The 20,122-nt window shown below is 67.7% G+C and carries 17 protein-coding genes and 1 tRNA gene; 9 read left to right on the plus strand and 9 right to left on the minus strand.

Annotation, left to right across the window (positions count from 1 at the left end; translation table 11 throughout):
- Nucleotides 1-51: 51 nt before the first annotated feature.
- Both KDN32_RS20800 and KDN32_RS20805 read right to left on the minus strand, forming a co-directional pair.
- Nucleotides 52-972, minus strand: coding sequence for an IS3 family transposase (locus KDN32_RS20800; protein WP_211735083.1), 921 nt, complete (start codon nt 970-972; stop codon nt 52-54).
- Nucleotides 969-1,256, minus strand: a complete 288-nt coding sequence (locus KDN32_RS20805; RefSeq protein ID WP_211734452.1) for a transposase — start codon at nt 1,254-1,256, stop codon at nt 969-971. The genes KDN32_RS20800 and KDN32_RS20805 overlap by 4 nt, the downstream gene beginning before the upstream one ends.
- Before the next feature lie 185 nt (nt 1,257-1,441).
- Here KDN32_RS20805 and KDN32_RS20810 point away from each other — a divergent pair, with 185 nt between their 5' ends.
- Nucleotides 1,442-1,684: a hypothetical protein gene (locus KDN32_RS20810; protein WP_211734454.1), complete on the plus strand. Its 243-nt coding sequence runs from the start codon at nt 1,442-1,444 to the stop codon at nt 1,682-1,684.
- Nucleotides 1,685-1,760: 76 nt separating this feature from the next.
- Here the strand turns inward: KDN32_RS20810 and KDN32_RS20815 are convergent, their stop codons facing one another.
- The 6 genes from KDN32_RS20815 to KDN32_RS20840 form a co-directional block, all read right to left on the minus strand.
- Entirely contained in the window at nt 1,761-2,030 is a 270-nt protein-coding gene (locus KDN32_RS20815; protein ID WP_211734456.1) for a hypothetical protein, read from the minus strand.
- 150 nt (nt 2,031-2,180) lie between these two features.
- Nucleotides 2,181-2,903 carry a M48 family metallopeptidase gene (locus KDN32_RS20820; RefSeq protein WP_211734458.1) on the minus strand — a complete coding sequence of 241 codons (723 nt, stop codon included), beginning with the start codon at nt 2,901-2,903 and terminating at the stop codon, nt 2,181-2,183.
- The gene (locus KDN32_RS20825; RefSeq protein ID WP_211734460.1) at nt 2,890-6,006 is read right to left on the minus strand and encodes a type I restriction endonuclease subunit R; all 3,117 of its coding nucleotides are present in this window, start codon (nt 6,004-6,006) and stop codon (nt 2,890-2,892) included. The genes KDN32_RS20820 and KDN32_RS20825 overlap by 14 nt, the downstream gene beginning before the upstream one ends.
- Nucleotides 6,003-7,274, minus strand: a complete 1,272-nt coding sequence (locus KDN32_RS20830; RefSeq protein WP_211734462.1) for a restriction endonuclease subunit S — start codon at nt 7,272-7,274, stop codon at nt 6,003-6,005. Before KDN32_RS20830 ends, KDN32_RS20825 begins: the two co-directional genes overlap by 4 nt.
- Nucleotides 7,271-9,718 carry a type I restriction-modification system subunit M gene (locus KDN32_RS20835; RefSeq protein WP_211734465.1) on the minus strand — a complete coding sequence of 816 codons (2,448 nt, stop codon included), beginning with the start codon at nt 9,716-9,718 and terminating at the stop codon, nt 7,271-7,273. The genes KDN32_RS20830 and KDN32_RS20835 overlap by 4 nt, the downstream gene beginning before the upstream one ends.
- Before the next feature lie 248 nt (nt 9,719-9,966).
- Complete coding sequence (locus KDN32_RS20840; RefSeq protein ID WP_211734467.1) at nt 9,967-10,401, minus strand: hypothetical protein; 435 nt, start codon at nt 10,399-10,401, stop codon at nt 9,967-9,969.
- A 360-nt stretch (nt 10,402-10,761) separates the two neighbouring features.
- On the opposite strand from KDN32_RS20840, the gene KDN32_RS20845 reads away from it, so the two are divergent.
- A complete protein-coding gene (locus tag KDN32_RS20845; RefSeq protein WP_211734468.1) occupies nt 10,762-11,088 on the plus strand; it encodes a DUF1508 domain-containing protein in 327 nt (108 codons plus the stop codon).
- A 97-nt stretch (nt 11,089-11,185) separates the two neighbouring features.
- On the opposite strand, the gene KDN32_RS20850 is transcribed toward KDN32_RS20845, so the two are convergent.
- A tRNA-Leu gene (locus KDN32_RS20850) sits at nt 11,186-11,272 on the minus strand.
- A 200-nt stretch (nt 11,273-11,472) separates the two neighbouring features.
- Between KDN32_RS20850 and KDN32_RS20855 the strand changes: the two genes are divergently transcribed.
- The 7 genes from KDN32_RS20855 to pknB are packed head-to-tail and all read left to right on the plus strand — an operon-like array spanning nt 11,473 to nt 20,110.
- Nucleotides 11,473-12,189, plus strand: coding sequence for an FHA domain-containing protein (locus tag KDN32_RS20855; RefSeq protein ID WP_211734470.1), 717 nt, complete (start codon nt 11,473-11,475; stop codon nt 12,187-12,189).
- Nucleotides 12,182-12,658, plus strand: coding sequence for an FHA domain-containing protein FhaB/FipA (locus tag KDN32_RS20860; protein ID WP_211734472.1), 477 nt, complete (start codon nt 12,182-12,184; stop codon nt 12,656-12,658). Before KDN32_RS20855 ends, KDN32_RS20860 begins: the two co-directional genes overlap by 8 nt.
- Nucleotides 12,658-13,908, plus strand: a complete 1,251-nt coding sequence (locus KDN32_RS20865) for a PP2C family protein-serine/threonine phosphatase (protein WP_211735085.1) — start codon at nt 12,658-12,660, stop codon at nt 13,906-13,908. The genes KDN32_RS20860 and KDN32_RS20865 overlap by 1 nt, the downstream gene beginning before the upstream one ends.
- Before the next feature lie 19 nt (nt 13,909-13,927).
- Complete coding sequence (locus KDN32_RS20870) at nt 13,928-15,334, plus strand: FtsW/RodA/SpoVE family cell cycle protein (RefSeq protein ID WP_211734474.1); 1,407 nt, start codon at nt 13,928-13,930, stop codon at nt 15,332-15,334.
- Nucleotides 15,331-16,791, plus strand: coding sequence for a peptidoglycan D,D-transpeptidase FtsI family protein (locus tag KDN32_RS20875; protein ID WP_211734476.1), 1,461 nt, complete (start codon nt 15,331-15,333; stop codon nt 16,789-16,791). The genes KDN32_RS20870 and KDN32_RS20875 overlap by 4 nt, the downstream gene beginning before the upstream one ends.
- A complete protein-coding gene (locus KDN32_RS20880) occupies nt 16,788-18,317 on the plus strand; it encodes a serine/threonine protein kinase (RefSeq protein ID WP_211734478.1) in 1,530 nt (509 codons plus the stop codon). Before KDN32_RS20875 ends, KDN32_RS20880 begins: the two co-directional genes overlap by 4 nt.
- Nucleotides 18,314-20,110, plus strand: coding sequence for a Stk1 family PASTA domain-containing Ser/Thr kinase (gene pknB, locus KDN32_RS20885; RefSeq protein WP_211734480.1), 1,797 nt, complete (start codon nt 18,314-18,316; stop codon nt 20,108-20,110). The genes KDN32_RS20880 and pknB overlap by 4 nt, the downstream gene beginning before the upstream one ends.
- The last annotated feature ends 12 nt before the right edge of the window (nt 20,111-20,122 follow it).

The raw sequence follows: 20,122 nt of genomic DNA on the forward strand, positions 1-20,122 counted from the left end.
GCGCAGCCAACCCCCCGTTGGTAGAGGCGACCTACCTATACCCCACCTAGGTCAAAAACAATCGTGACCTGTACCGGTTCTCCGGACGGTTTCTGTGTGGTGATCATGCCGCCGGGTTGGCGGTCTTGTGAAGGCGTTCGAACTCGACGGGTGACCTGTAACCGAGTTCGGAGTGCCTGCGGATCGGGTTGTAGAACGCCTCGATCCACGCCAACATCGCGGTGGCCAGTTCGTCCGGGTCGACCAGTAGCGGCGGTCGAGGAGCTCGATCTGCATCGAGCCCCAGAACGACTCCATGAGCGCGTTGTCGTAAGCGCAGGCGACCTTGCCCATCGACCCGAGCAGTCCCGCTTCGCGGAGCCGGTGCCCGAACAACCACGACGTGTACTGGGTGCCGCGGTCCGAATGCAGAATCGTCCCGGCCGGCCTTCGGCGCAGCCGAGCCATCTCGAGTGCGTCGACGACGAGGTCGGTGCGCAGGTGGTCCGCGATCGACCAGCCCACCACCCGGCAGCTGAAGACGTCGAGAACGGCGGCGCAGTAGACCCAACCCTCGCTGGTGCGGTGCTGGGTGATGTCGGTGACCCACAAGCGATCCGGGGCGTCGGCGACGAACTGGCGTTGTACGTGATCGGGCCCTGTCGCCTCGGCTCGTTGATGGTGACGCCACCGCCTGCGGTGAACCCCGGCCAGGCCGTGGCAGGCCATCGGACGTGCGACCCGGCGCCGCCCCACCCGGTGCGAGCGGCCCACCACCAGCTCGGCATGGACCCGCCCCACGCCGTAGGTGGCCCGCGCCGCGGCATGAACCTCGATGATCACGTCGAGCAGGTAAGCGTCCTCGACATCACGCTTCGACGGCGGCCGCTTGGCCCACTCGTAGTAGCCCGACGTCGACACGCCCAGGACCCGGCACGCCACCGCGACGGGGAACCCGTCAGCGGCAAGCTCACGAACGAGCCGGAACCCTATTTTGGGAGCACGTTCTCCCGGGCGAAGTAGGCGCTGGCCCGCTTCAGGATCTCGATCTCCATCGCCTGCGTGCGGTTCTCCCGACGCAGCCGGACCAGCTCGGCCCGCTCGTCGCTCGTCAGGCCCTCGCGCTTGCCGTCATCGACATCAGCCTGCGCCATCCAACGACGCAGACCCGACTCAGCGATCCCGAGATCCTTCGCGATCTGCGCGACAGGCTTCTCCCGCAACCGCGCGAGCTCAACAGCCCTGCGACGAAACTCCGGGTCCTTGGGTGCCGGCATGGCGGACTCCTCTTCGAGACGATCATCGCCTCAGCATCGGTGTCCGGGAAACCGGTTACAGGTCAGCGTGCTTTGAGCCTTGAATGACGTCGGTGGTCCAAGAACGAGCATCAACGGGACCTTCCGTTGATCCGGCGAGCTCGCGTACTCTGCGAGCCCATCCTGAGGACCTCGAGGGGGACCCCGTGAACGATCCATACAACTCGATCGACGAGTCGGGCGGCGCACGGCTGCGCGACCTCACCCGGGACGGGGACTTGGGGCCCTTCGTCGATTCCCTAGTTCGCCCCATCGAGGCCCAGCGAGACGCCTACCGCGAGATCGCGATCGAGAAGGAAATGGCACTACGGGATGCCGCACGCCGCGACGTCGAGGCAGAGGCAACTCGCCGACAGAAGCGCAATGGGGCGCACCTGCGGGCAGTCTGAGTCCAATACGCTCGGCTGGCGGTGCTGGTGGTGACGCGCACCAGCGCCGGCGACCGGTTGCACCGCTGGGATCTAGTCAGTTGTAGCTCTGCCGCACGGTTCGCAGCGACGTGGATCCGTGTACCGGTCGCCCGTAGCCATCGAGCACCTCGACGTCGAAGCCGACGAAGGTGGGGCGGAACCGTGCCTGCTTCCACTCATGCACGGTGGCGCTGTCGTTGGCTTTGCGCTCGTAGCTGCGGTAGTGGACAGGGAGTTCGAGGTTCCCATAGGCGTCGGCACCGTTGCGCAAGATCCGCACACGGAAGCCCTCGATCTGCTCAATCCGACTCTCGATGCTGTCCACTCTGGGCACGCGCCGTCACCTCCGAAGAGCATCGTAGGCCGCAACAGGCCTCTCGCGAGGGCTTTCGAGCCGCGCTGCGGGCTCGATCAACACTGCGGCGCCAGACCTCCGTCCCGGGCAGTGGCCGTCAAGGACCGGAGTGAGTGCTGGTCACGACCAGGATTCCTCGGCCAAAGGCGCGCTGTTCAGCTCGTCACGACGGACGCGCCAGTCGGGCATGAACTGATCCATGAGTTCGAGGAAGCGCTCGCCGTGGCCGCGCTCCAGAAGATGCGTCAACTCATGGACAACGATGTACTCCAGGCACCGCGGGTTCTTCTTCGCGAGTTCGGGGTTGAGCCAAATGGTGCGAGAGTGGGCGACGCAACTGCCCCACTTGGTCTTCATGCGTCGTACGACGACCTTGTTCGCCTCGACACCGATGAGCGGTTGCCACTTGTGCATGAGCGGTGCGACGGCTGCCTTGAGTTCACGGCGATACCAACGATCCAAGGTCGAGCGGCGACCATCGGAGTCGGTGCCCGCCGGGGTCACTACCCAGAGCGTCTTGCCCTTGGCCTCGACGCTGTAGTGGCCGCTGGTTCGCGAGACGTCGAGCTGGTAACGCTGGCCCCATACGTAGTGGGTCTCGCCCGAGAGCATCCGTCGCTCCGACTGGCGCTCGGCATTCTGGAGCTGCGCGCGCTGGCGCTTGATCCACGGCAAGCGCTGGACGACCGCGAGCCGAATGGTGTCCTCGTCGGTACGCTGCGGCGCTGCAACTCGCACTCGACCGACCGGCGGGTACACCGAGATGTGCAGGTTCTTGATGTCCTTGTAGATGACGTCGACGCCAAGGCCCGCGACGGTGAGGTAGGCGCTAGCGGTACTCATCGTGCTCCTTGAGTCGGTCGATGAGCTCCTTCATGCTCTGGCTGTCGAAGCCGTCTGGCAGTACTTTGCGCAGCTCACGAGCCAGAGCGCGCTCCTTCATTGGGTTGCCCGCCCAGCCGTGTTCCTTGGCGCTCTGGATGACGCCGTGGACGTACTCGATGTCGATCTCGACGCCCTGTGGCCACGCGAAGTCGACGAGCGCGCGCCGGGCCGACGTGGTGGCCCAGTCCGGGTAGGTGACGCCTGCTTCGGACTCGGCTTTGCCAATCTTCTCGGCGTGTTCTAGAAGCCTGGCCAGATAGTCCGCGTACTCGATCGCGTCCTGGCGTCGCTGCTCGATGATGGCGTCGAGGAGCAGCGACATGCGGTCGTAGTACTTCGGGTTCATCGCCCGCTCGTCAACGATCGTCTTGCGGACGTTGTTGATGATCGTCTCGGCGACCGCCTCAGGGCTCTTCTTGATCCCCTCGGGCAGCGTGTCGATGGCGTCGGCGCCGCGCTCGACGATGAGCTGAACAAGACCCTTGTCGAAGGTCGCGACCTGCTCCACGGGGTCGGCCTGGATGTAGGTGTCGAGGAGCGCACGCATGCCCGCCTCGAACTGCTTCATGTCGATGTTCTCGCCGGCACCGACCTCGACCTCGTTCTTGACGGCGACGAAGTGGGTGACGTCGTCCTTGATGGCTTTGGCTTCGGCAGGGGTGTAGCCGGCGCGGTCCATGTCGTTAGCGAGGGCGCCATAGGCACGGACGAGTGCAGCGACGGACTTGTAGAGCTCGACGCGCTTCGGCTCGTTGTCCTTGATCTGTTCAGCGTCCCCCGGCACGGATGCCACGAAGTAGTGCTGGTACTCGACCGTTCCCTTGGGTGCGGCGACCGGCTCGCAGAGCGCCTTGACCCTTTCGAGCGCTTCGTCCAGGTCCTCGCGCTCCTGCTTGATGCGATCCTCAAGGAGACCTTCGATGTCGTCCTTGGCGTAGCCGTCGAGAGCCTCGGAGGTGTAGTCGGTGATGGCCTTGTCGAGGGACTTGAAGAGATCGCGGTAATCGATGACGTAGCCGTAGGTCTTGTCGTCGCCGTCGAGGCGGTTGACGCGGCAGATGGCCTGGAAGAGCCCGTGGTCTCGCATCTTCTTGTCGATATAGAGGTAGGAGGCGCTCGGTGCGTCGAAGCCCGTCAGGAGCTTGTCGACAACGATGAGCAGTCTCATCTGGCCGGGCTCTTCGATGAAGCGGCGCTTGACCTCCTTCTCGAACTCCTCGATGCGAAGCAGAGCCTTGTCGGCGGGCTCGTTGAAGTAGTCACTGAGCATCTGCCGATAGATGTCGTACTTCCGGAGTTCCTCGTTGTCGCCCGCGCCGGCATCCTCTTTGGAGATCTTGGTGGCGTTGGGAACGTAGCTGGAGACGATGGCGACCTTGCCTTTGAATCCGGCCTGAGCGAAGAGCTCGTAGAACTTGCACGCCTGGTAGATGTCGTCGCCGACGAGCATGGCGTTTCCACGTCCGGAGATCAGCCGGGGTTCGCGCGCGAAGTCCATGAGTATGTCTTGGACGATCATCTCCGCGCGGGACTTGGCCGAGGTGACCTTCTGCATCGTGCCCCAGCGCTTCTTGAGGCGAGCCTTCGAGAGATCGGTCAGGCCCTGGGTCTTGAGGTCGAACCACTTGTCGACCTGTGCGGCACCCTTGAGCTCCTGGTCGACCTTCCGCGCCTCGTAGCGCAGGTCGAGTACGACGCCGTCGCCAACGGCCTCGTCGAACTTGTACGTGTGGATGAACGACCCGAAGGTCTCGATGCTCGTCATCTTGTCGGCCTTGAGCAGCGGGGTACCAGTGAAGCCGATGAACATCGCCTCCGGCAGCAGCTGTTTCATTGCGCGGTGCATCTTGCCCGCCTGTGTGCGGTGCGCCTCGTCGACGAAAACGAAGAGGTTGCCCTTGGCCTTGAAGTCCGCCGGGATCTTGCCGCTGAGTTCCTTGATGAAGTCCGCCGCATCCTCGTCGCGCGAGGAATCGTCGTCCGAACCACGGAACTTGTGCACGAGCGAGCACATAAGCCACGGTTGGCTCTGGTTGAGGAGCGTGACCATCTCCGCGCCGGAGCGCGACCGCGTGATCTTCTCATTGACCCCGCCGAAGACCTTCTCGATCTGCTCGTCGAGCTCAGTTCGGTCGGTGATGATCAGGACGCGGGCGTCGGTCTGGTTCTCCTGAATCCACTTGGCGAGCCAGACCATGGTCAGGCTTTTCCCCGAGCCCTGGGTGTGCCAGATGATGCCGCCCTCGCGCGAGCGGATGCGGGCCTGAGCCGCCTTCACCCCAAAGAACTGGTTGTGCCGCGCGGTCTTCTTGGTGCCTGCATCGAACACGATGAAGTCGTGGATGAGCTCGAGGAAGCGCTCCTTGGAGCACATCTGCGTGATGGCCCGGTCCAGCGGATTGGCGACATCGACGCCAAGCTGACTCGTTTTGGCCTCCTTCCACTCGAGCCAGTACTTCTCCGGAGTGTCGATGACCGCGTAGCGCAGGCCCTCCACATCGTTGCCGGCGAAAAGCAGCTGCACCGTCGTGAAGAACGGCCGCACGAAGGTCTGCTTCTGGTTGCCGATGTTCTGGCGGATGCCCTCGCTCGCGCTGACGTATGAGCGCTTGAGCTCAATGACTCCCAGCGCGATGCCGTTGACGTAGAGCACGATGTCGGGGCGCTTGGTGTGCTCGCCCTTGACCGTGACCTCCTCCGCCACAACGAAGTGGTTCGCGTCCGGGTTGCCCCAGTCGATGAGCCAGACGGTCTCGAAGTTCTCCCCGACGTCCTTCTTGACCTTCACGCCGTAGCGCAGCAAGTCGTACACCCTGCGGTTGGCGTCGTAGAGCGACTGACCAGATCCCAACGAGGCGGCGGTCAGGAGCTGTTGGATGGCGCGATTGACGAGCTCGTCGTCGATCTTGCGCGCAAGCAGGTTCTGACGAAGCAGCGCCTCGTCGATGTTGGTGTTATCCCGGTCCTCCCGGTTGCCGCCGTACTCGTACTTCAGGCGATCACGGAAATGTGCCACGACTCGGTTCTGGGTCTCGCGTTCCTTCTGGCCGACGTTGCTCATGAAGCAGCCTCCACGAGAAGACGGGTGCGGCCGGTGAGCAGCTCCTGCATCATGCCGGTCTTGATGGCGCGGGCGGAGGTTAGGCGTTGCTCAAGCGTGGAGATCTCCTGATCGAGTTGCGAAAGGCCCGCGGCGATCGCGCTCTGCTCCTCAGTTGTCGGAGGCACGTCAAGCTCCAAGGTGACGAGGTCGCGCTGGTACAGGTGGTTGATTGTCGAACCGGCGCTAAGTCCTGCGACGAATCGTTCAAACATGCGCGACCGCAACATCCAGTACAGAAACTCTGGGTCATACGCACCCCGCTTCGGTCGCAACACGAAAACACCGCTATTCAGAGTTGCCGGGCCGGGCAGCCAATTCACGAACGCCGTTTTCCCGATCGTCCCGTCCTTGGTCAGCAGGACGTCACCGACCTTCACGCAGATGTTGGGGTCCTGGTCGAACCGCCACTTGTCCACGTACGGCGTCGTCTCCCAGTCCACGCGGCCATTGCGAAAGTCGGTACCACCGACAAGGCGATAATCCCCAGAGTGGCGGTACTCCTGAGTGGTCAGGCCCTGCCAACCAATGCGCGCCTTGAGATGCGACGCAGCAGCAACGCGCAACCCGTGCCAATCGCCTGATGAACCGGGCAGTCTGGTCTGACCCGTCAAGAGCGCCTGCATCATGCCCTGCAACATCTCGCGCTTCTTTTTGATCAGCTCACGAAGCTTGGTCGCAAGCGCATCTGCCTCAGAGATTGCCGTCGCGATCGCCCGCTGCTCCGGAAGAGGCGGAACACGGAAACGCATCGAACGGAGCCGGGTGAGGTTGAAGCCTGGAACTCCCGTACCGACAGCGCCATCCAGGATCTCTTGCTGTGTTGCGGGCGCCGAGAAGAGGTAATAGAGAAATTCTGCCGAAGCCTTGTTCGGATCGGGCGTCATCTTCATCTGTTTGTTGGAGATCACATATCGCTCGTACGCTGCCGAACCATCGATCAACCCGACCTGGTTGATCGTGCCCCATGACGTGAATACGAGGTCACCCGGAACAACGACGGAACGTGAGAACTCCGCCGCCTTAGCGGATTCGAGGAAGACGAGACCTTCATCCTTCAGGCGAATTTCGGGATCCACACTAAGATTGCTTCCGCGGATCACGGGCACACCGGCGGCGCGAAAGAATCGCGAGCTGATTGCTGAGCCAAATGGTCCCGTAGCCAGAGCGTTTGGTGTTCGAGCCACGAGATCGTCGACGCCAACCTCCCGCCAACCGTCAGAAGTCACGGCTTGACCCCCATAGCCGCCAGGTGTGCTGAAACCCGCGCGCCGAGGTCGTGGAGGTCAGCCTCCAACTCGCCAACCGTGGACGAGTACCTATCGGCCAGCACACGGAGCCGCCCGACAAGAGCCTGGCCGAGCACAACAACCTCCGCTCCGATGCGAGCACGGATCGTGCCACCCCACTTGTCGTCGATCACCAGCACCTGAACGTCCTCGACCGACAGCGCCCCGTAGTGGGCCAACGCCTGCTCTTCGAGCTTGGCAGTCGCTTCCTTTACCGCCTTCTTCGCAGCAGCCTCAGCGTCGTACAGCTTGATGACCCGCTGCAGGGCCTGGAGTTCGTCGGCCTCCGCACCCTCTCGCTTCGCGACACGGAGCCGCGCAGCAGCGAGTGTCTTGCTGATCTTGTCGTCCTCGACGGCTTCCCAGAGCAGGCCCTCCTCGACGGCGTGTTCCTCGGTGAACTCCTCCACGGCTTGAGACGCGGCCTCCTGCTCGGCGATGAGTTGGTCAAGCTCTGCCTTCTCAGTCGGGAAGAAGCGGGCGATCACATACTCGGGCGGGATCAGGTCCATGACCCACCGCTTCGCGGCCGCGCGAGCGCCAGTCACGATGTGGGCGTCTTCGAACTTGGTCTTGTTGTTCTTGTCCTTCCAGGCACGCGCAAGGCGCGGCTTCCCGGCGCCATCCCAGCCTTCACTGACAATGAGGGCGACATCGTCGTGCATCGAGGCGTTCCAGTAGCTCATCAGCTGCTCGTAGACGCCGTATTCGTCGATCAGCGGCCTCGGACGGAAGTCGTCGAGAAGCGCCTCGGACACGCCGTGGATGAGGTCATTCGGTCGCGTCGTGCCAGTGATGTCTACAAGCAATTTCCGCTTGTTCCCCCACCAGGCATCGACGATTGCGGACGTACCCTCCTCGAAGGCGACGTACTCCGGCGAGCCGGTGACCGTGGCCTGGATGTCCGCCTTGTCGACGATCAGCTCCGAGTAGCCCTCGCGAAGGGGTTTGAAGAGCTGGCCGCGAAGGCCGGGGAACGCGTTCCAGTAAGGCTGCAGCGCGTCGAGGTCGCGGTTCGGGATGCCGCCCTGAAGGTGGGCGTGGAGGTCCTGGATGTCCTCGGGTTCGGAGCTGTCGATGTAGCGCGGGATGTTGAGGTTGTAGTCGTTCTTGCGGTCGCTGATCTCGGTCAGCGGCACCATGCGGGAGTAGCGGTCGATCTCCTTCTGGTTGACGAAGGCATCGACGATCTTGTGCATGTCTCGGGGCCGGAGGCGGTTCTTGGGGCCGTCCTTCTCGAAGCCCTTGCTGGCGTCGATCATGTAGATGCCGGTGCGCGCCTGGGCGTCGTTTTTGTCGAGGACGATGAGACAGGCTGGAATGCCCGTGCCGTAGAAGAGGTTCGCAGGCAGGCCGATGATCGCCTTGATGTAGCCGCGCTTGACGAGCTCGGTGCGGATGGCTGCCTCGGCGTTGCCCCGGAAGAGGACGCCGTGAGGCAGGACGACCACGCCCTTGCCCGTCGACTTGAGCGACTTCACCATGTGCAGCAGGAAGGCGTAGTCACCGTTCTTGTCCGGCGGCCAGCCGAAGCCGTCGAAGCGGTCGTAGTCCTCGTCGAAGCCGTTCCTCCAGGTCTTTACCGAGAACGGCGGGTTGGCGACGAGGTAGTCGAACGTCGCCAGCTTGTCGCCTGTTCGGAACTTCGGGTCCGAGAGGGTGTTCCCCTGCACGATCTCGTGGGTCTCGTTGCCGTGGAGGATCATGTTCATCCGAGCGAGCGCCCAGGTGGCGTTGTCGTTCTCCTGGCCGTAGATGGTCAGGCCGTTCGGTGCGGCGTCGGCCACCTTGATGAGCAGCGACCCGGAACCGCACGTCGGGTCGTAGACAGTTGTCGCCTTGGGCGTCCCCGCCGGGATCTGCAGCAATTGGGCCATCACGCGAGAGACCTCGGCCGGCGTGTAGAACTGTCCCTTGCTCTTGCCTGACTGCGTGGCGAAGTGCCGCATCAGGTACTCGTAGGCGTCTCCGAGGAGATCGTCTCCTTCGGCCTTCGAGCCGGAGAAGTCCATGTCCTGGAAGATGCCGATGAGGTTGGAGACCTTGTCCTGGAGCTCCTTGCCAGGGCCCAGCTTGGTCGGGTCGTCGAAGTCGGCGTTGTTGATGACGCCTTGGAGGTCGTTCGCCTCCGCGAGCTTGCGGATCGCGACGTTGACCTTCTCGCCGACATCGGACTTGCCCTTGAGGGTGACCAGGTGGTCGAACGAGCCATCCTCGGGCACCTGGATGAGGGCGTATGCGTCAGCCTTGGCCTTGTCCGACACGTACTTCACGAAGAGCAGCGTCAGGACGTAGTCCTTGTACTGGCTGGCGTCCATGCTGCCGCGCAGTTCGTCAGCGCTGCTCCAGAGCGACGAGTAGAGATCCGACTTCTTCAGAGCCACGGCTGGCCTTCCTGGCGTTATGGGCATGGGTGTTGCCCACCGAACACTCGGGGGATCGCGAGGCTGACCGCGGTCGCACGAGGAAAGCCGAGACGGCTGACACCACGCGCTCGTCCCCGCAAGAGGGAGCCTAATCGACTGCGGCGCACCAAGCCGGGTGGCGCGCGGTAGTCGAGGACCCGCCTCGGGCGAAGGGCCAGGGGGCATCCGCGCCTGAAGCAACCACGTGAGCGTGCCGGGGCGACTGTCTACGCGGTGTGAACCGCGAGCAGCGTCTGGCCTGCGTCCAAGATCGGGCGGACCGCTGCGATGAGTGCGTCCAGTTCCGCGCGAATCCGCTCAGGCTGATCGCTGCCGAGCTCCGCGACCGTCGCGGCGCGGGTCAAGGCAACTCGGGCATCAGCCTGTAGCCGCAGCACCTCGTCGGCGGTCAGAACGCCCTCGTCGGCTCGCCGACCATAAGTGGCCACCTCATGCTGCGTTCGGCGGAGCTGCTCCTCGAAGAACTCCACGTGCGCCTTCGCGCGCTTGTACTCGCGATCAGCTCCGCGCCGGCAGGTCTCCGAGCAGAACTCCTTGCGGCGGCCCGGGCCGATCTCCTGCACGATCGGCTTCCGACACGACAAGCGACCGCAGTAGCTCGCGATCTGGCCTAGCGACGTCTGTTCCTGTCGATCGTCCATGTGTCCGCCTATCCGCGCGAATCGATTCCCGTCCTACACGCTCAGTCTGGCGCGACGAACGTCCTCGTGTGGTCAGGCGCGCCGAACTACACGGCTGTTTATCCGCGCGATATCACCGCGAAATCCTGCGCGACACGCCACTTCGGTGCGACGCGCGGTCCGCAAGACGGGGTTCACTGGACGTGCCCCTGAGATCTCAGGTGGCGCGAAACCCGCGCGAAAAGCCAAAGCGCCCGGCTGCCAGGCCGGGCGCTGAGGTGCACGGGACACGCGATGTCGCCGTACGGAAGAACGTTCATGACATCACCACGTCCCTCGCTCGCGCAAGAGCCCGCTCATGCGGGAGATTGGAGGATCGCCATGTGGCGATTCCATGTTGGTGACAACACGGCTGGGCAGCCGAGCTGGTGGCTCTACGCCGCCAACAACGAGATGGTCGCGTGGGCCGGAGAAACGTTCGCCTCGCGACACAACGCCCAGCGAGCGGCGGCCTCGTTCAAGGCCGGGGCCAAGACCGCGCGGTACGACATCTACCAGGACGCCGGTGGCGCCTGGCGGTGGCGGGCGTGGCGCGGCTCCGACAAGGTCGCGAGCTCTGGAGAGTCGTTCTCGAGCCGCTACGCCGCCGACCAGGCAGCGGCGCGGGTGCGCGACAACGCCGCCAACGCGGGCGGCATGGCCGCCTGAGCTAGGTGCAGCAGAAGGGCCCCTGGTCTGCGTCTCCGCAGGCCAGGGGCCCTTTCTATTACCTAAACCGCTGGACCGGTAATACCTAAACCGGCCCTGGTGCGCGAGGGGGGAGTTGAACCCCCACGTCCTTTCGGACACACGGACCTGAACCGTGCGCGTCTGCCTATTCCGCCACTCGCGCCAGAAGCGGGCTCAGGCTACCCCACCCGGCGCACGGCCACCCAATCGCCCGGTTCGTCACGCTCCGACGGGTGGGCACCGGGGCGGCTGAGTGGCGCGGCGGCGCTCGGCCGGTACGCTCGGCCGCACCGGCCGGGCGGTCCAGTCACGCCTGCCCACCACGACGACGCGACCCGAGCGCAAGGAGAGGAGGCCCCGCCGATGAACGCCTTGCAGCGCTTCGAGCAGCGGCTCGAGGGACTCATCTCTGGGGCCTTCGCCCGCGCCTTCCGCAGCGCGGTGCAGCCGGTCGAGATCGCCGCCGCGCTGCAGCGTGAGTGCGACAACAACGCCCAGGTGATGAGCCGCCAGCGACGCCTGGTGCCCAACGACTTCCACGTCGAGCTGTCCGCCACCGACCTCGAGCGCATCGGCGGCCTCGGCCGCGCGCTGGAACAGGACCTCGTCGACCAGCTGCAGGACCACGCCGACGCGCAGGGCTACGTCTTCACCGGCCCGATCACGATCGGGTTCGAGCAGGCCGACGACCTCACCACCGGGCGGTTCCGGATCCGCAGCAAGGCGCAGGCGAGCGTCACCGACAACGACCAGCGCACCCGCACCCGTGCCTCGCACGCGACCCTCGAGGTCAACGGCACCCGCCACCCGCTCCGCCCGCCGGGCCTGGTCATCGGGCGTGGCACCGAGGCCGACCTGCGGATCAACGACCCCGGCGTGAGCCGCCGACACCTCGAGCTCGAGGTGTCGGTCGACGGCGTCGAGGCGGTCGACCTGGGCTCGACCAACGGCATCCTCGTGGACGGCACGAAGGTCGCCCGCGCGCACCTGCGCGACGGGTCGACCATCCGGATCGGCCACACCGACATGACGGTCCGCATCGACGGCGGCCGCGACGAGGCCGGGGGCTGGAATGTCTGAGCTCACCCTGTTCCTGATCCGCGCCGCGTTCCTCGCCGTGCTGTGGATCTTCGTGCTCTCGGCGATCTCGGTGATCCGCTCCGACATGTTCGGCGCCCGCGTGCCCGAGACCGCACGCGGCACCGGCCCCGTCCCGACCGGCCGCAAGACCAAGGCGCCGCGCAAGCCGCGGCGCGGCGCGCCGACCCACCTGCTGGTCGTCGAGGGCGAGAACCCCGGCGTCCGCGCCGAGCTCGCCGACGCTCCCCTGCTCATCGGGCGGGGCAGCGACGCCGCGATCAAGCTCGACGACGACTACGTCTCCACCCGCCACGCCCGGGTCGCCAGCAGCGGCGACGAGTGGTTCGTGGAGGACCTCGGCTCCACCAACGGCACCTACGTCGGCCCCGTCCGGATCACCCAGCCCACCACGATCGGCCTCGGCGTGCAGGTGCGCGTCGGCAAGACCATCCTGGAGCTGCGCAAGTGATGTACCTCCACTACTCCGCGATCTCCGACGTGGGGCGGGTCCGCCGCGAGAACCAGGACAGCGGCTATGCCGGTCCGTGGCTGCTCACCGTCTGCGACGGCGTCGGCGGTGCGGTCCGCGGCGACCTCGCGTCCAGCACCGCGGTCCAGGCGCTGCGCAAGCTCGACCGCGAGCCCGACGACGACGTCGTCGGCCAGGTGGCGGGCGCGCTCCACCGCGCCGACGACCGGATCGCCGAGCTGGTCGAGGAGGACCCCGCCCTCAACGGCACCTCCACCACCGCCACCGTCGCGCTCTTCGACGGCACCCGCTTCGCGATCGGCCACATCGGCGACAGCCGGGCCTACCTCCACCGCCGCGGCCAACTGCGCCAGCTGACCCACGACCACACCTTCGTGCAGTCGCTCATCGACGAGGGCCGGATCACCGAGGAGCAGTCGCGGACCCACCCGCACCGCAACCTCATCCTCAAGGCCCTCGACGGCATCCGCCACGAGGAGCCCGACCTCTTCGAGTTCCCCGCCGAGCCCGGCGACCGTGTCCTGGTCTGCAGCGACGGCGCCTGCGGGACCCTGACCGACGACCGGATCGCCGACATCCTCACCAGCGGCACGCCCGACTTCGCCGCCGTCGAGCTGGTCCGCGCCAGCCTCGAGGCCGGCAGCACCGACAACGTCACCTGCGTCGTCGCCGAGGTCAGCGAGCAGCCGCCGGCCGAGGACCTCGTGCCGCTGCTGGTGGGCGCCGCGGCCGACCTGCCGCGGCGTACGCCCCTCGCCGGGGCCGCCGGCGCGGTCGGCGGCCTCTTCCGCGGCCACCGCTCCGGCGACACCGGCGAGATCCCCCCGGTGCCGGGTGACGTGCCCGAGGGCGCCTTCGCCGCCGACCCGATCGACCACGAGACCGCCCGCTACGCCCCCCGCGCCCCGCACCGGTTCGCCTGGCTGCGGCGGCTGCTCGTCCTCGCGGTCGTGCTGGGCCTCGCCTGGGTGGTCGTCGCCGCGGGCTGGTCGTGGAGCCAGCAGCAGTTCTACGTCGCCGAGCAGGACGGCAAGGTCGCGATCTTCCGCGGCATCGACGCCTCCCTGCCCGGCGTCTCCCTGTCCCACCCCTACGAGACCACCGACGTCGACCTCGACCGGCTGAGCGACATCGACGCCGAGCAGGTCCGCGAGGGGATCGAGGCCGACTCGCTCGACGACGCCCGCCTCACCGTCGACAACTACGCCGCCCGCCAGGACGTCGGCTGAGCGTGACGGGAGGCACTCGATGAGCCAGAACGGCACCCTGATGGGCTTCGTGCACCGGCGACGCCGGGGCGCGGAGCTGTTCCTGCTGCTGCTCGCGCTCGCGGTCGGCATCGGCGCCTACGCCGCGGTCGGGCTCGGCGTCGAGGGCGTCGTGCCCGCCGACCTGGTCGGCTACGGCGGCTGGCTGACCGCCCTGATCGTCGTCGCCCACGTGACGATCCGCCTCGTCGCTCCGTACGCCGATCCCGTGCTGCTTCCGCTCGTCGCCGCGCTCAACGGCCTGGGCCTCGCGGTCATCCACCGCCTCGACCTCACCTACGCCGAGCTGGGCCGGACCAACCAGGACTTCGCCCGCCAGCAGCTGATCTGGATGACGCTCGGCGTGGTGCTCTTCGTGCTGACGCTGGCGCTGCTGCGCGACCACCGGGTGCTGCAGCGCTTCACCTACACCGCCGGCCTCGGCGGCATCCTGCTGCTGATCCTGCCGTTCCTCCCCGTCATCGGCAGCGGCAAGAACGGCGCGAACATCTGGATCAACGTCGCCGGCTTCAGCTTCCAGCCCGGCGAGGTCGCCAAGGTGCTGCTGGTGATCGCGTTCTCCGGCTACCTCGTGCTCCACCGCGACGCGCTGGCGCTGGCCGGGCGGCGGGTCGTCTTCGTCGACCTGCCGCGTGGTCGCGACCTCGGCCCGATCCTGGCCATGTTCGGCATCTCGATGATGATCCTGGTCCTGCAGAACGACCTCGGGTCCTCGCTGCTGTTCTTCGGCCTCTTCCTCGTGATGCTCTACGTCGCGACCGAGCGTCCCGGCTGGCTGGTCGTCGGCGGCCTGCTGTTCGCGTTCGGCGCGTTCGCGGCCTACACCTTCGTCGGCAACGTGCAGAACCGGTTCAACTTCTGGCTGCACCCGATGGACTACTACGACGCCTCCCCCGGCAGCTATCAGCCGGTCGAGGCGCTCTTCGGCATGGGCTGGGGCGGCCTGATCGGGCGTGGTCTCGGCAACGGATTCCCCGAGCGGATCACCTACGCCGAGTCCGACTACATCATCGCCGCGATCGGCGAGGAGCTCGGCCTGACCGCGGTCATGGCGATCGTGCTCTGCTACGGCCTCATCGTCGAGCGGGCGCTGCGGATCGCGCTGATCTCCCGCGACGGGTTCGGCAAGCTGATGGCCGTCGGGCTCGGCGCGATCGTCGCCCTCCAGGTCTTCGTCGTCATCGGCGGCGTCACCGGCCTGATCCCGCTGACCGGCCTCACCACGCCGTTCCTGTCCTACGGCGGCTCGTCGCTGGTCGCCAACTGGGTGATCGTGGCGCTGCTGCTGCGCATCTCCGACCAGGCCCGCCGTCCCGCCCCGCGCCTCGACCCGGTCGACGACGCGGAGGCCGACAGCGAGCACACCCAGGTGGTGAAGCTCAAGTGAACAAGCCCATCCGCGTCGTCTCCGTCTTCTGCCTGGTCCTCTTCCTGGCGCTGCTGGTCAACGCGACCTACCTGATGGCCGTGCGCTCCGACGACCTCGCCAAGGACCCGCGCAACCGCCGGATCATCACCGCAACGTTCTCCCGCGAGCGCGGCGCGATCCTCGTCGGCAAGGAGGCGATCGCGCGCAGCGTGCCGTCCGACGACCAGTACAAGTTCCAGCGGACCTACTCCGAGCCGTTCAAGTACGCCCCGATCACCGGCTACTTCTCCTGGTACAGCCAGACCGGCGTCGAGCGCTCGCAGAACGACGTGCTCTCCGGCGACGACTCGCGGCTCTTCGTGACCCGCCTCGTCGACCTGCTCAGCAACAGCGACCCCAAGGGCGGCAACGTCCAGCTCACCGTCAACGCGGCCGCGCAGGACGCCGCGTGGAACGGTCTGGAGAACCTCCCCGGCGACGCGCAGGGTGCGGTCGTGGCCCTCGAGCCGACCACCGGCCGGGTCCTCGCGATGGCCTCCACGCCGACGTTCGACCCCAACAACTTCGCCTCCCACGACTTCGGGGCGGTCGCCGACCTCAGCAAGAAGCTCAACGCCGACGAGCGCCAGCCGCTCATCAACCGCACCATCGGCACCACGCTGCCGCCCGGCTCGACGTTCAAGCTGGTCACCGCCGCCGCGGCGATCGAGTCCGGCAACTACGACGCCGACTCAATGGTCCCGGGCGGCTCGGGCTTCAAGCTGCCCCAGTCGTCCACCGTCATCCGCAACCACGACGGCGGCGACTGCGGCGGGCGCCGGATCACCATGACCCAGGCCATGCAGGTCTCCTGCAACGTCACCTTCCTCAGCCTCGCCAACGAGCTCGGCAACGACGCGATGGCCGACCAGGCCGAGAAGTTCGGCTTCAACGACACCTCGCTGGAGGACCTCGGCGGCCAGGCGAAGTCGCTCTACCCCCGCGACATGGACGCCCCGCAGACCGCGATGTCGGGCATCGGCCAGTCCAGCGTCACGGCCACGCCGCTGCAGATGGCGATGGTGGCCGCCGCGATCGCCAACGACGGCGACGTGATGCGCCCCTACGTCGTCGACGAGGTCCGCGCGCCCAACCTCTCGGTCCTCGACCGCACCGACCCGCAGACCATCAGCAAGGCGATCTCCAGCACCACCGCCGACGAGCTCACCAAGATGCTGGTCGCCACCGTCGACTCCGGAACCGCCACCCCGGCCCAGATCCCGGGCGTCGAGGTCGCCGGCAAGACCGGCACCGCGCAGTCCACCCCCGACCGCCCGCCGTACGCCTGGTTCGTCTCCTTCGCCCCGGCCGACGACCCGCAGGTCGCGGTCGCCGTGCTCGTGCAGTCCAGCGACACCGCCCGCGAGGAGATCGCCGGCGGCCTGCTCGGCGGCCCGATCGCCAAGGCGATCATGGAGGCGGTGATCAACCGGTGAGCACGCTCGCCCCGGGCGAGGCCGTCGACGGCTCCGGCCGCTACGTCCTCGAGTCCCGCATCGCCACCGGTGGCATGGGTGAGGTCTGGGCCGGCCGCGACACCGTGCTCGGTCGTGCCGTCGCGATCAAGGTGCTCAAGACCGAGTACGCCGACGACCCGCTCTTCCGCCAGCGCTTCGAGACCGAGGCCCGGCACGCGGCCGGCCTCCAGCACCCCGGCATCGCCGCCGTCTTCGACTTCGGCGAGAGCGACGTCGACGACGGGTCGACGACCCCGCGGCCCTACCTCGTGATGGAGCTGGTCGAGGGCCAGCCGCTCTCGGCGCTGCTGCGGCCCGACGCCCCGCTCGACGCCGCCGCGGCGGCCGCGCTGCTCGCCCAGGCGGCCGACGCGCTCGGCCAGGCCCACGCGGCCGGGATCGTGCACCGCGACGTGAAGCCCGCCAACCTGCTCGTCACCCCCGACCGGCGGATCAAGGTCACCGACTTCGGCATCGCGCGCGCGACCGAGGGGATGGCGCTCACCGAGACCGGGCAGGTGCTCGGCACACCCGCGTACATCTCCCCCGAGCAGGCCGAGGGCCGCACCGCCACCCCCGCCTCCGACGTCTACTCCCTCGGCGTCGTCGCCTTCGAGTGCCTCGCGGGCCGCAAGCCGTTCGTCGCCGACACCCCCGTCGCGACGGCGCTCGCCCACCTGCGCCAGCCCGTCCCCGACCTGCCCGCGCAGGTGCCGGCCGACCTCGCCGCCGTCGTGCGCCGCGCGCTCGACAAGTCGCCCGACGAGCGGTTCGCCGACGGCGCCGCCCTCGCCCGCGCGCTGCGCGACCCCGCGTCCGTCACCGGTGCGGCCACTGTCGCCGCGCCCGTCGCCGCGCCCGTCGCCGCGCCCCTGACCGGGGAGAGCACCCAGGTCATGCCGGCCGCCTCGCCCGCGCCGCGGCCGGCGCCCACCCCGACTCCCGCTCCCACCCCGCGGCAGGCCCGCGAGCGGCGTACGCCCTGGCCGCTGGTGATCGGGCTCGTCGCGGTCGCCGCCGCCGTGCTGCTCGCCGTGTGGCTCGGCTCGCGCGGCGACGACACCACCGACGCCGGGTCCGACCGGCAGGGCCAGGACCCCACCCGCAGCGCGAGCCGCGAGCCGTCGCAGTCCCCCTCGGACACGCCCTCCGAGACGCCCAGCGAGACCCCGTCCGAGACCCCGAGCGAGACTCCGACGGAGACCCCCACCGAGGAGCCGACGACGGTCGAGGTGGACCCCGCGGCCTACGTCGGGCGTGACCACAAGGACGTCGAGAAGGAGCTGCGCGACCTCGGCCTCGAGCCGGTGCCCGCGGAGCTGGAGAACCCCGGCGACCAGCCGGACGGCATCGTGGAGTCGATCGATCCCTCCGGCAGCCTCGAGGAGGGGACCCCGGTGACCGTGAGCTTCTGGGGCAAGGTCCCGCCCGGGCAGGGTCCCGGCGGTCCGGGTGCGGCAGCGCCCGGGAAGCAGAAGAACCAGGAAGGTGGCAGCACGCGATGACGCAGTCGGAGCCGACGATGGTCGGCGGACGCTACGAGCTCGGCGAGCTGCTGGGCCGGGGCGGGATGGCCGAGGTCCGCAAGGGCCGGGACCTCCGTCTGGGCCGCACGGTCGCCGTCAAGCGCCTGCGCACCGACCTGGCCAGCGACGCGACGTTCCAGGCCCGCTTCCGCCGCGAGGCGCAGTCCTCCGCGTCGCTCAACCACCCCGCGATCGTGTCGACCTACGACACGGGCGAGGAGATGGCCACCGACGGGTCCGGCGTGGCCCAGCCCTACATCGTGATGGAGTGCGTCGAGGGTCGCACGCTGCGCGACATCCTGCGCGAAGGCCGCAAGATCCTGCCCGAGCGGGCGCTGGAGATCACCGCCGGCGTGCTGTCCGCGCTCGACTACAGCCACCGCGCCGGGATCATCCACCGCGACATCAAGCCGGGCAACGTGATGCTGACCCCGGCCGGCGACGTCAAGGTGATGGACTTCGGCATCGCCCGCGCGATCTCCGACGCCTCCTCGACGATGACCCAGACCGCCGCCGTCGTCGGCACCGCGCAGTACCTCTCGCCGGAGCAGGCGCGCGGCGAGACCGTCGACTCGCGCTCGGACGTCTACTCCACCGGCTGCCTGATGTACGAGCTGCTGACCGGCCGCCCGCCGTTCGTCGGCGACAGCCCGGTGGCGGTCGCCTACCAGCACGTCCGCGAGCCCGCGTCGCCCCCGTCGGACCTCGACGACCAGCTCGACCCCGAGATCGACGCGATCGTGATGAAGTCGCTCGCCAAGCGCGTCGAGGACCGCTACCAAAGCGCCGCGGCGATGAAGGCCGACATCGAGCGCTACCTCGCCGGCCACCCGATCCAGGCGCCCGCCGTGGCGCCGGCGCCGGCCGCGACGGCGTACGTCCCGCCCGTCCCGGCCGCCGACGCGACGACGACCATGGCCGCCGGTGCCACTGCAGCAGGTGCGGCCGCCACGCCGCCCCCGCAGGAGCCCCGGCGCGGCCGCGCCGCGTGGGTGCTGGGCGGGCTGCTGCTCGTCCTGCTGCTGGGTCTCGGTGCGTGGTTCCTCAACGGGATGCTCTTCGACGACGCCCCCGAGCGCACCGCGGTGCCCAACCTGGTGGGGATGACCGAGGACGAGGCGCGGATGGCGATCGGGGACGCCGGGTTCTCGGTCGGCCGGATCACGCGGGAGACCTCCGACACCGTCGAGGCCGACCAGGTGATCAGCCAGGACCCCGCCCGCGACGTCTTCCGCGACCCCGGCGACTCGATCAGCTTCGTCCTCTCCCTCGGCAAGCCCGAGGTGGAGGTCCCCTACGTCGTCGGCAACCTCCGCAAGGAGGCCCGCGCCCGCCTGCTCGAGGCCAACCTCAAGGTCCGCTTCGAGGAGGAGGACTCCGACGAGGACGCCAACCAGGTCCTGCGCACCGAGCCGTCGGCCGGCACCCCCGTCGCCGAGGGCACCACCGTGACGGTGTTCTACTCCGACGGCCCGGAGAAGGTGCCGGACGTCCGCGGGCTCAAGCAGGGCGAGGCCGAGCGCACCATCCGCGAGGCCGGCTTCGTCCCGGACGTGCGGGTGGACGCGACCTCGACGGAGCCGAAGGGGACGGTCGTCGACCAGATCCCGGTCGGCGGGACGGCCGACCAGAACAGCACGATCACGCTGTTCGTGTCGGCCTACGAGGAGCCGGAGACCCCGACCGAGACCCCCACGACGCCCACCGAGACGCCGACCACCCCGACCGAGACACCGACGACGCCCACCGAGACGCCGACGACGACCCCGTGACCACCCGTCAGG

Source organism: Nocardioides palaemonis (genome assembly GCF_018275325.1).
Lineage (GTDB): Bacteria > Actinomycetota > Actinomycetes > Propionibacteriales > Nocardioidaceae > Nocardioides > Nocardioides palaemonis.

Coding starts and splice junctions, on each gene's coding strand:
- KDN32_RS20805 (WP_211734452.1), bottom strand. CDS start 1,256: ATGCCGGCACCCAAGGACCCGGAGTTTCGTCGCAGGGCTGTTGAGCTC.
- KDN32_RS20820 (WP_211734458.1), bottom strand. CDS start 2,903: ATGAGTACCGCTAGCGCCTACCTCACCGTCGCGGGCCTTGGCGTCGAC.
- KDN32_RS20825 (WP_211734460.1), bottom strand. CDS start 6,006: ATGAGCAACGTCGGCCAGAAGGAACGCGAGACCCAGAACCGAGTCGTG.
- KDN32_RS20840 (WP_211734467.1), bottom strand. CDS start 10,401: ATGGACGATCGACAGGAACAGACGTCGCTAGGCCAGATCGCGAGCTAC.
- KDN32_RS20845 (WP_211734468.1), top strand. CDS start 10,762: ATGTGGCGATTCCATGTTGGTGACAACACGGCTGGGCAGCCGAGCTGG.
- KDN32_RS20855 (WP_211734470.1), top strand. CDS start 11,473: ATGAACGCCTTGCAGCGCTTCGAGCAGCGGCTCGAGGGACTCATCTCT.
- KDN32_RS20860 (WP_211734472.1), top strand. CDS start 12,182: ATGTCTGAGCTCACCCTGTTCCTGATCCGCGCCGCGTTCCTCGCCGTG.
- KDN32_RS20865 (WP_211735085.1), top strand. CDS start 12,658: ATGTACCTCCACTACTCCGCGATCTCCGACGTGGGGCGGGTCCGCCGC.
- KDN32_RS20870 (WP_211734474.1), top strand. CDS start 13,928: ATGAGCCAGAACGGCACCCTGATGGGCTTCGTGCACCGGCGACGCCGG.
- pknB (WP_211734480.1), top strand. CDS start 18,314: ATGACGCAGTCGGAGCCGACGATGGTCGGCGGACGCTACGAGCTCGGC.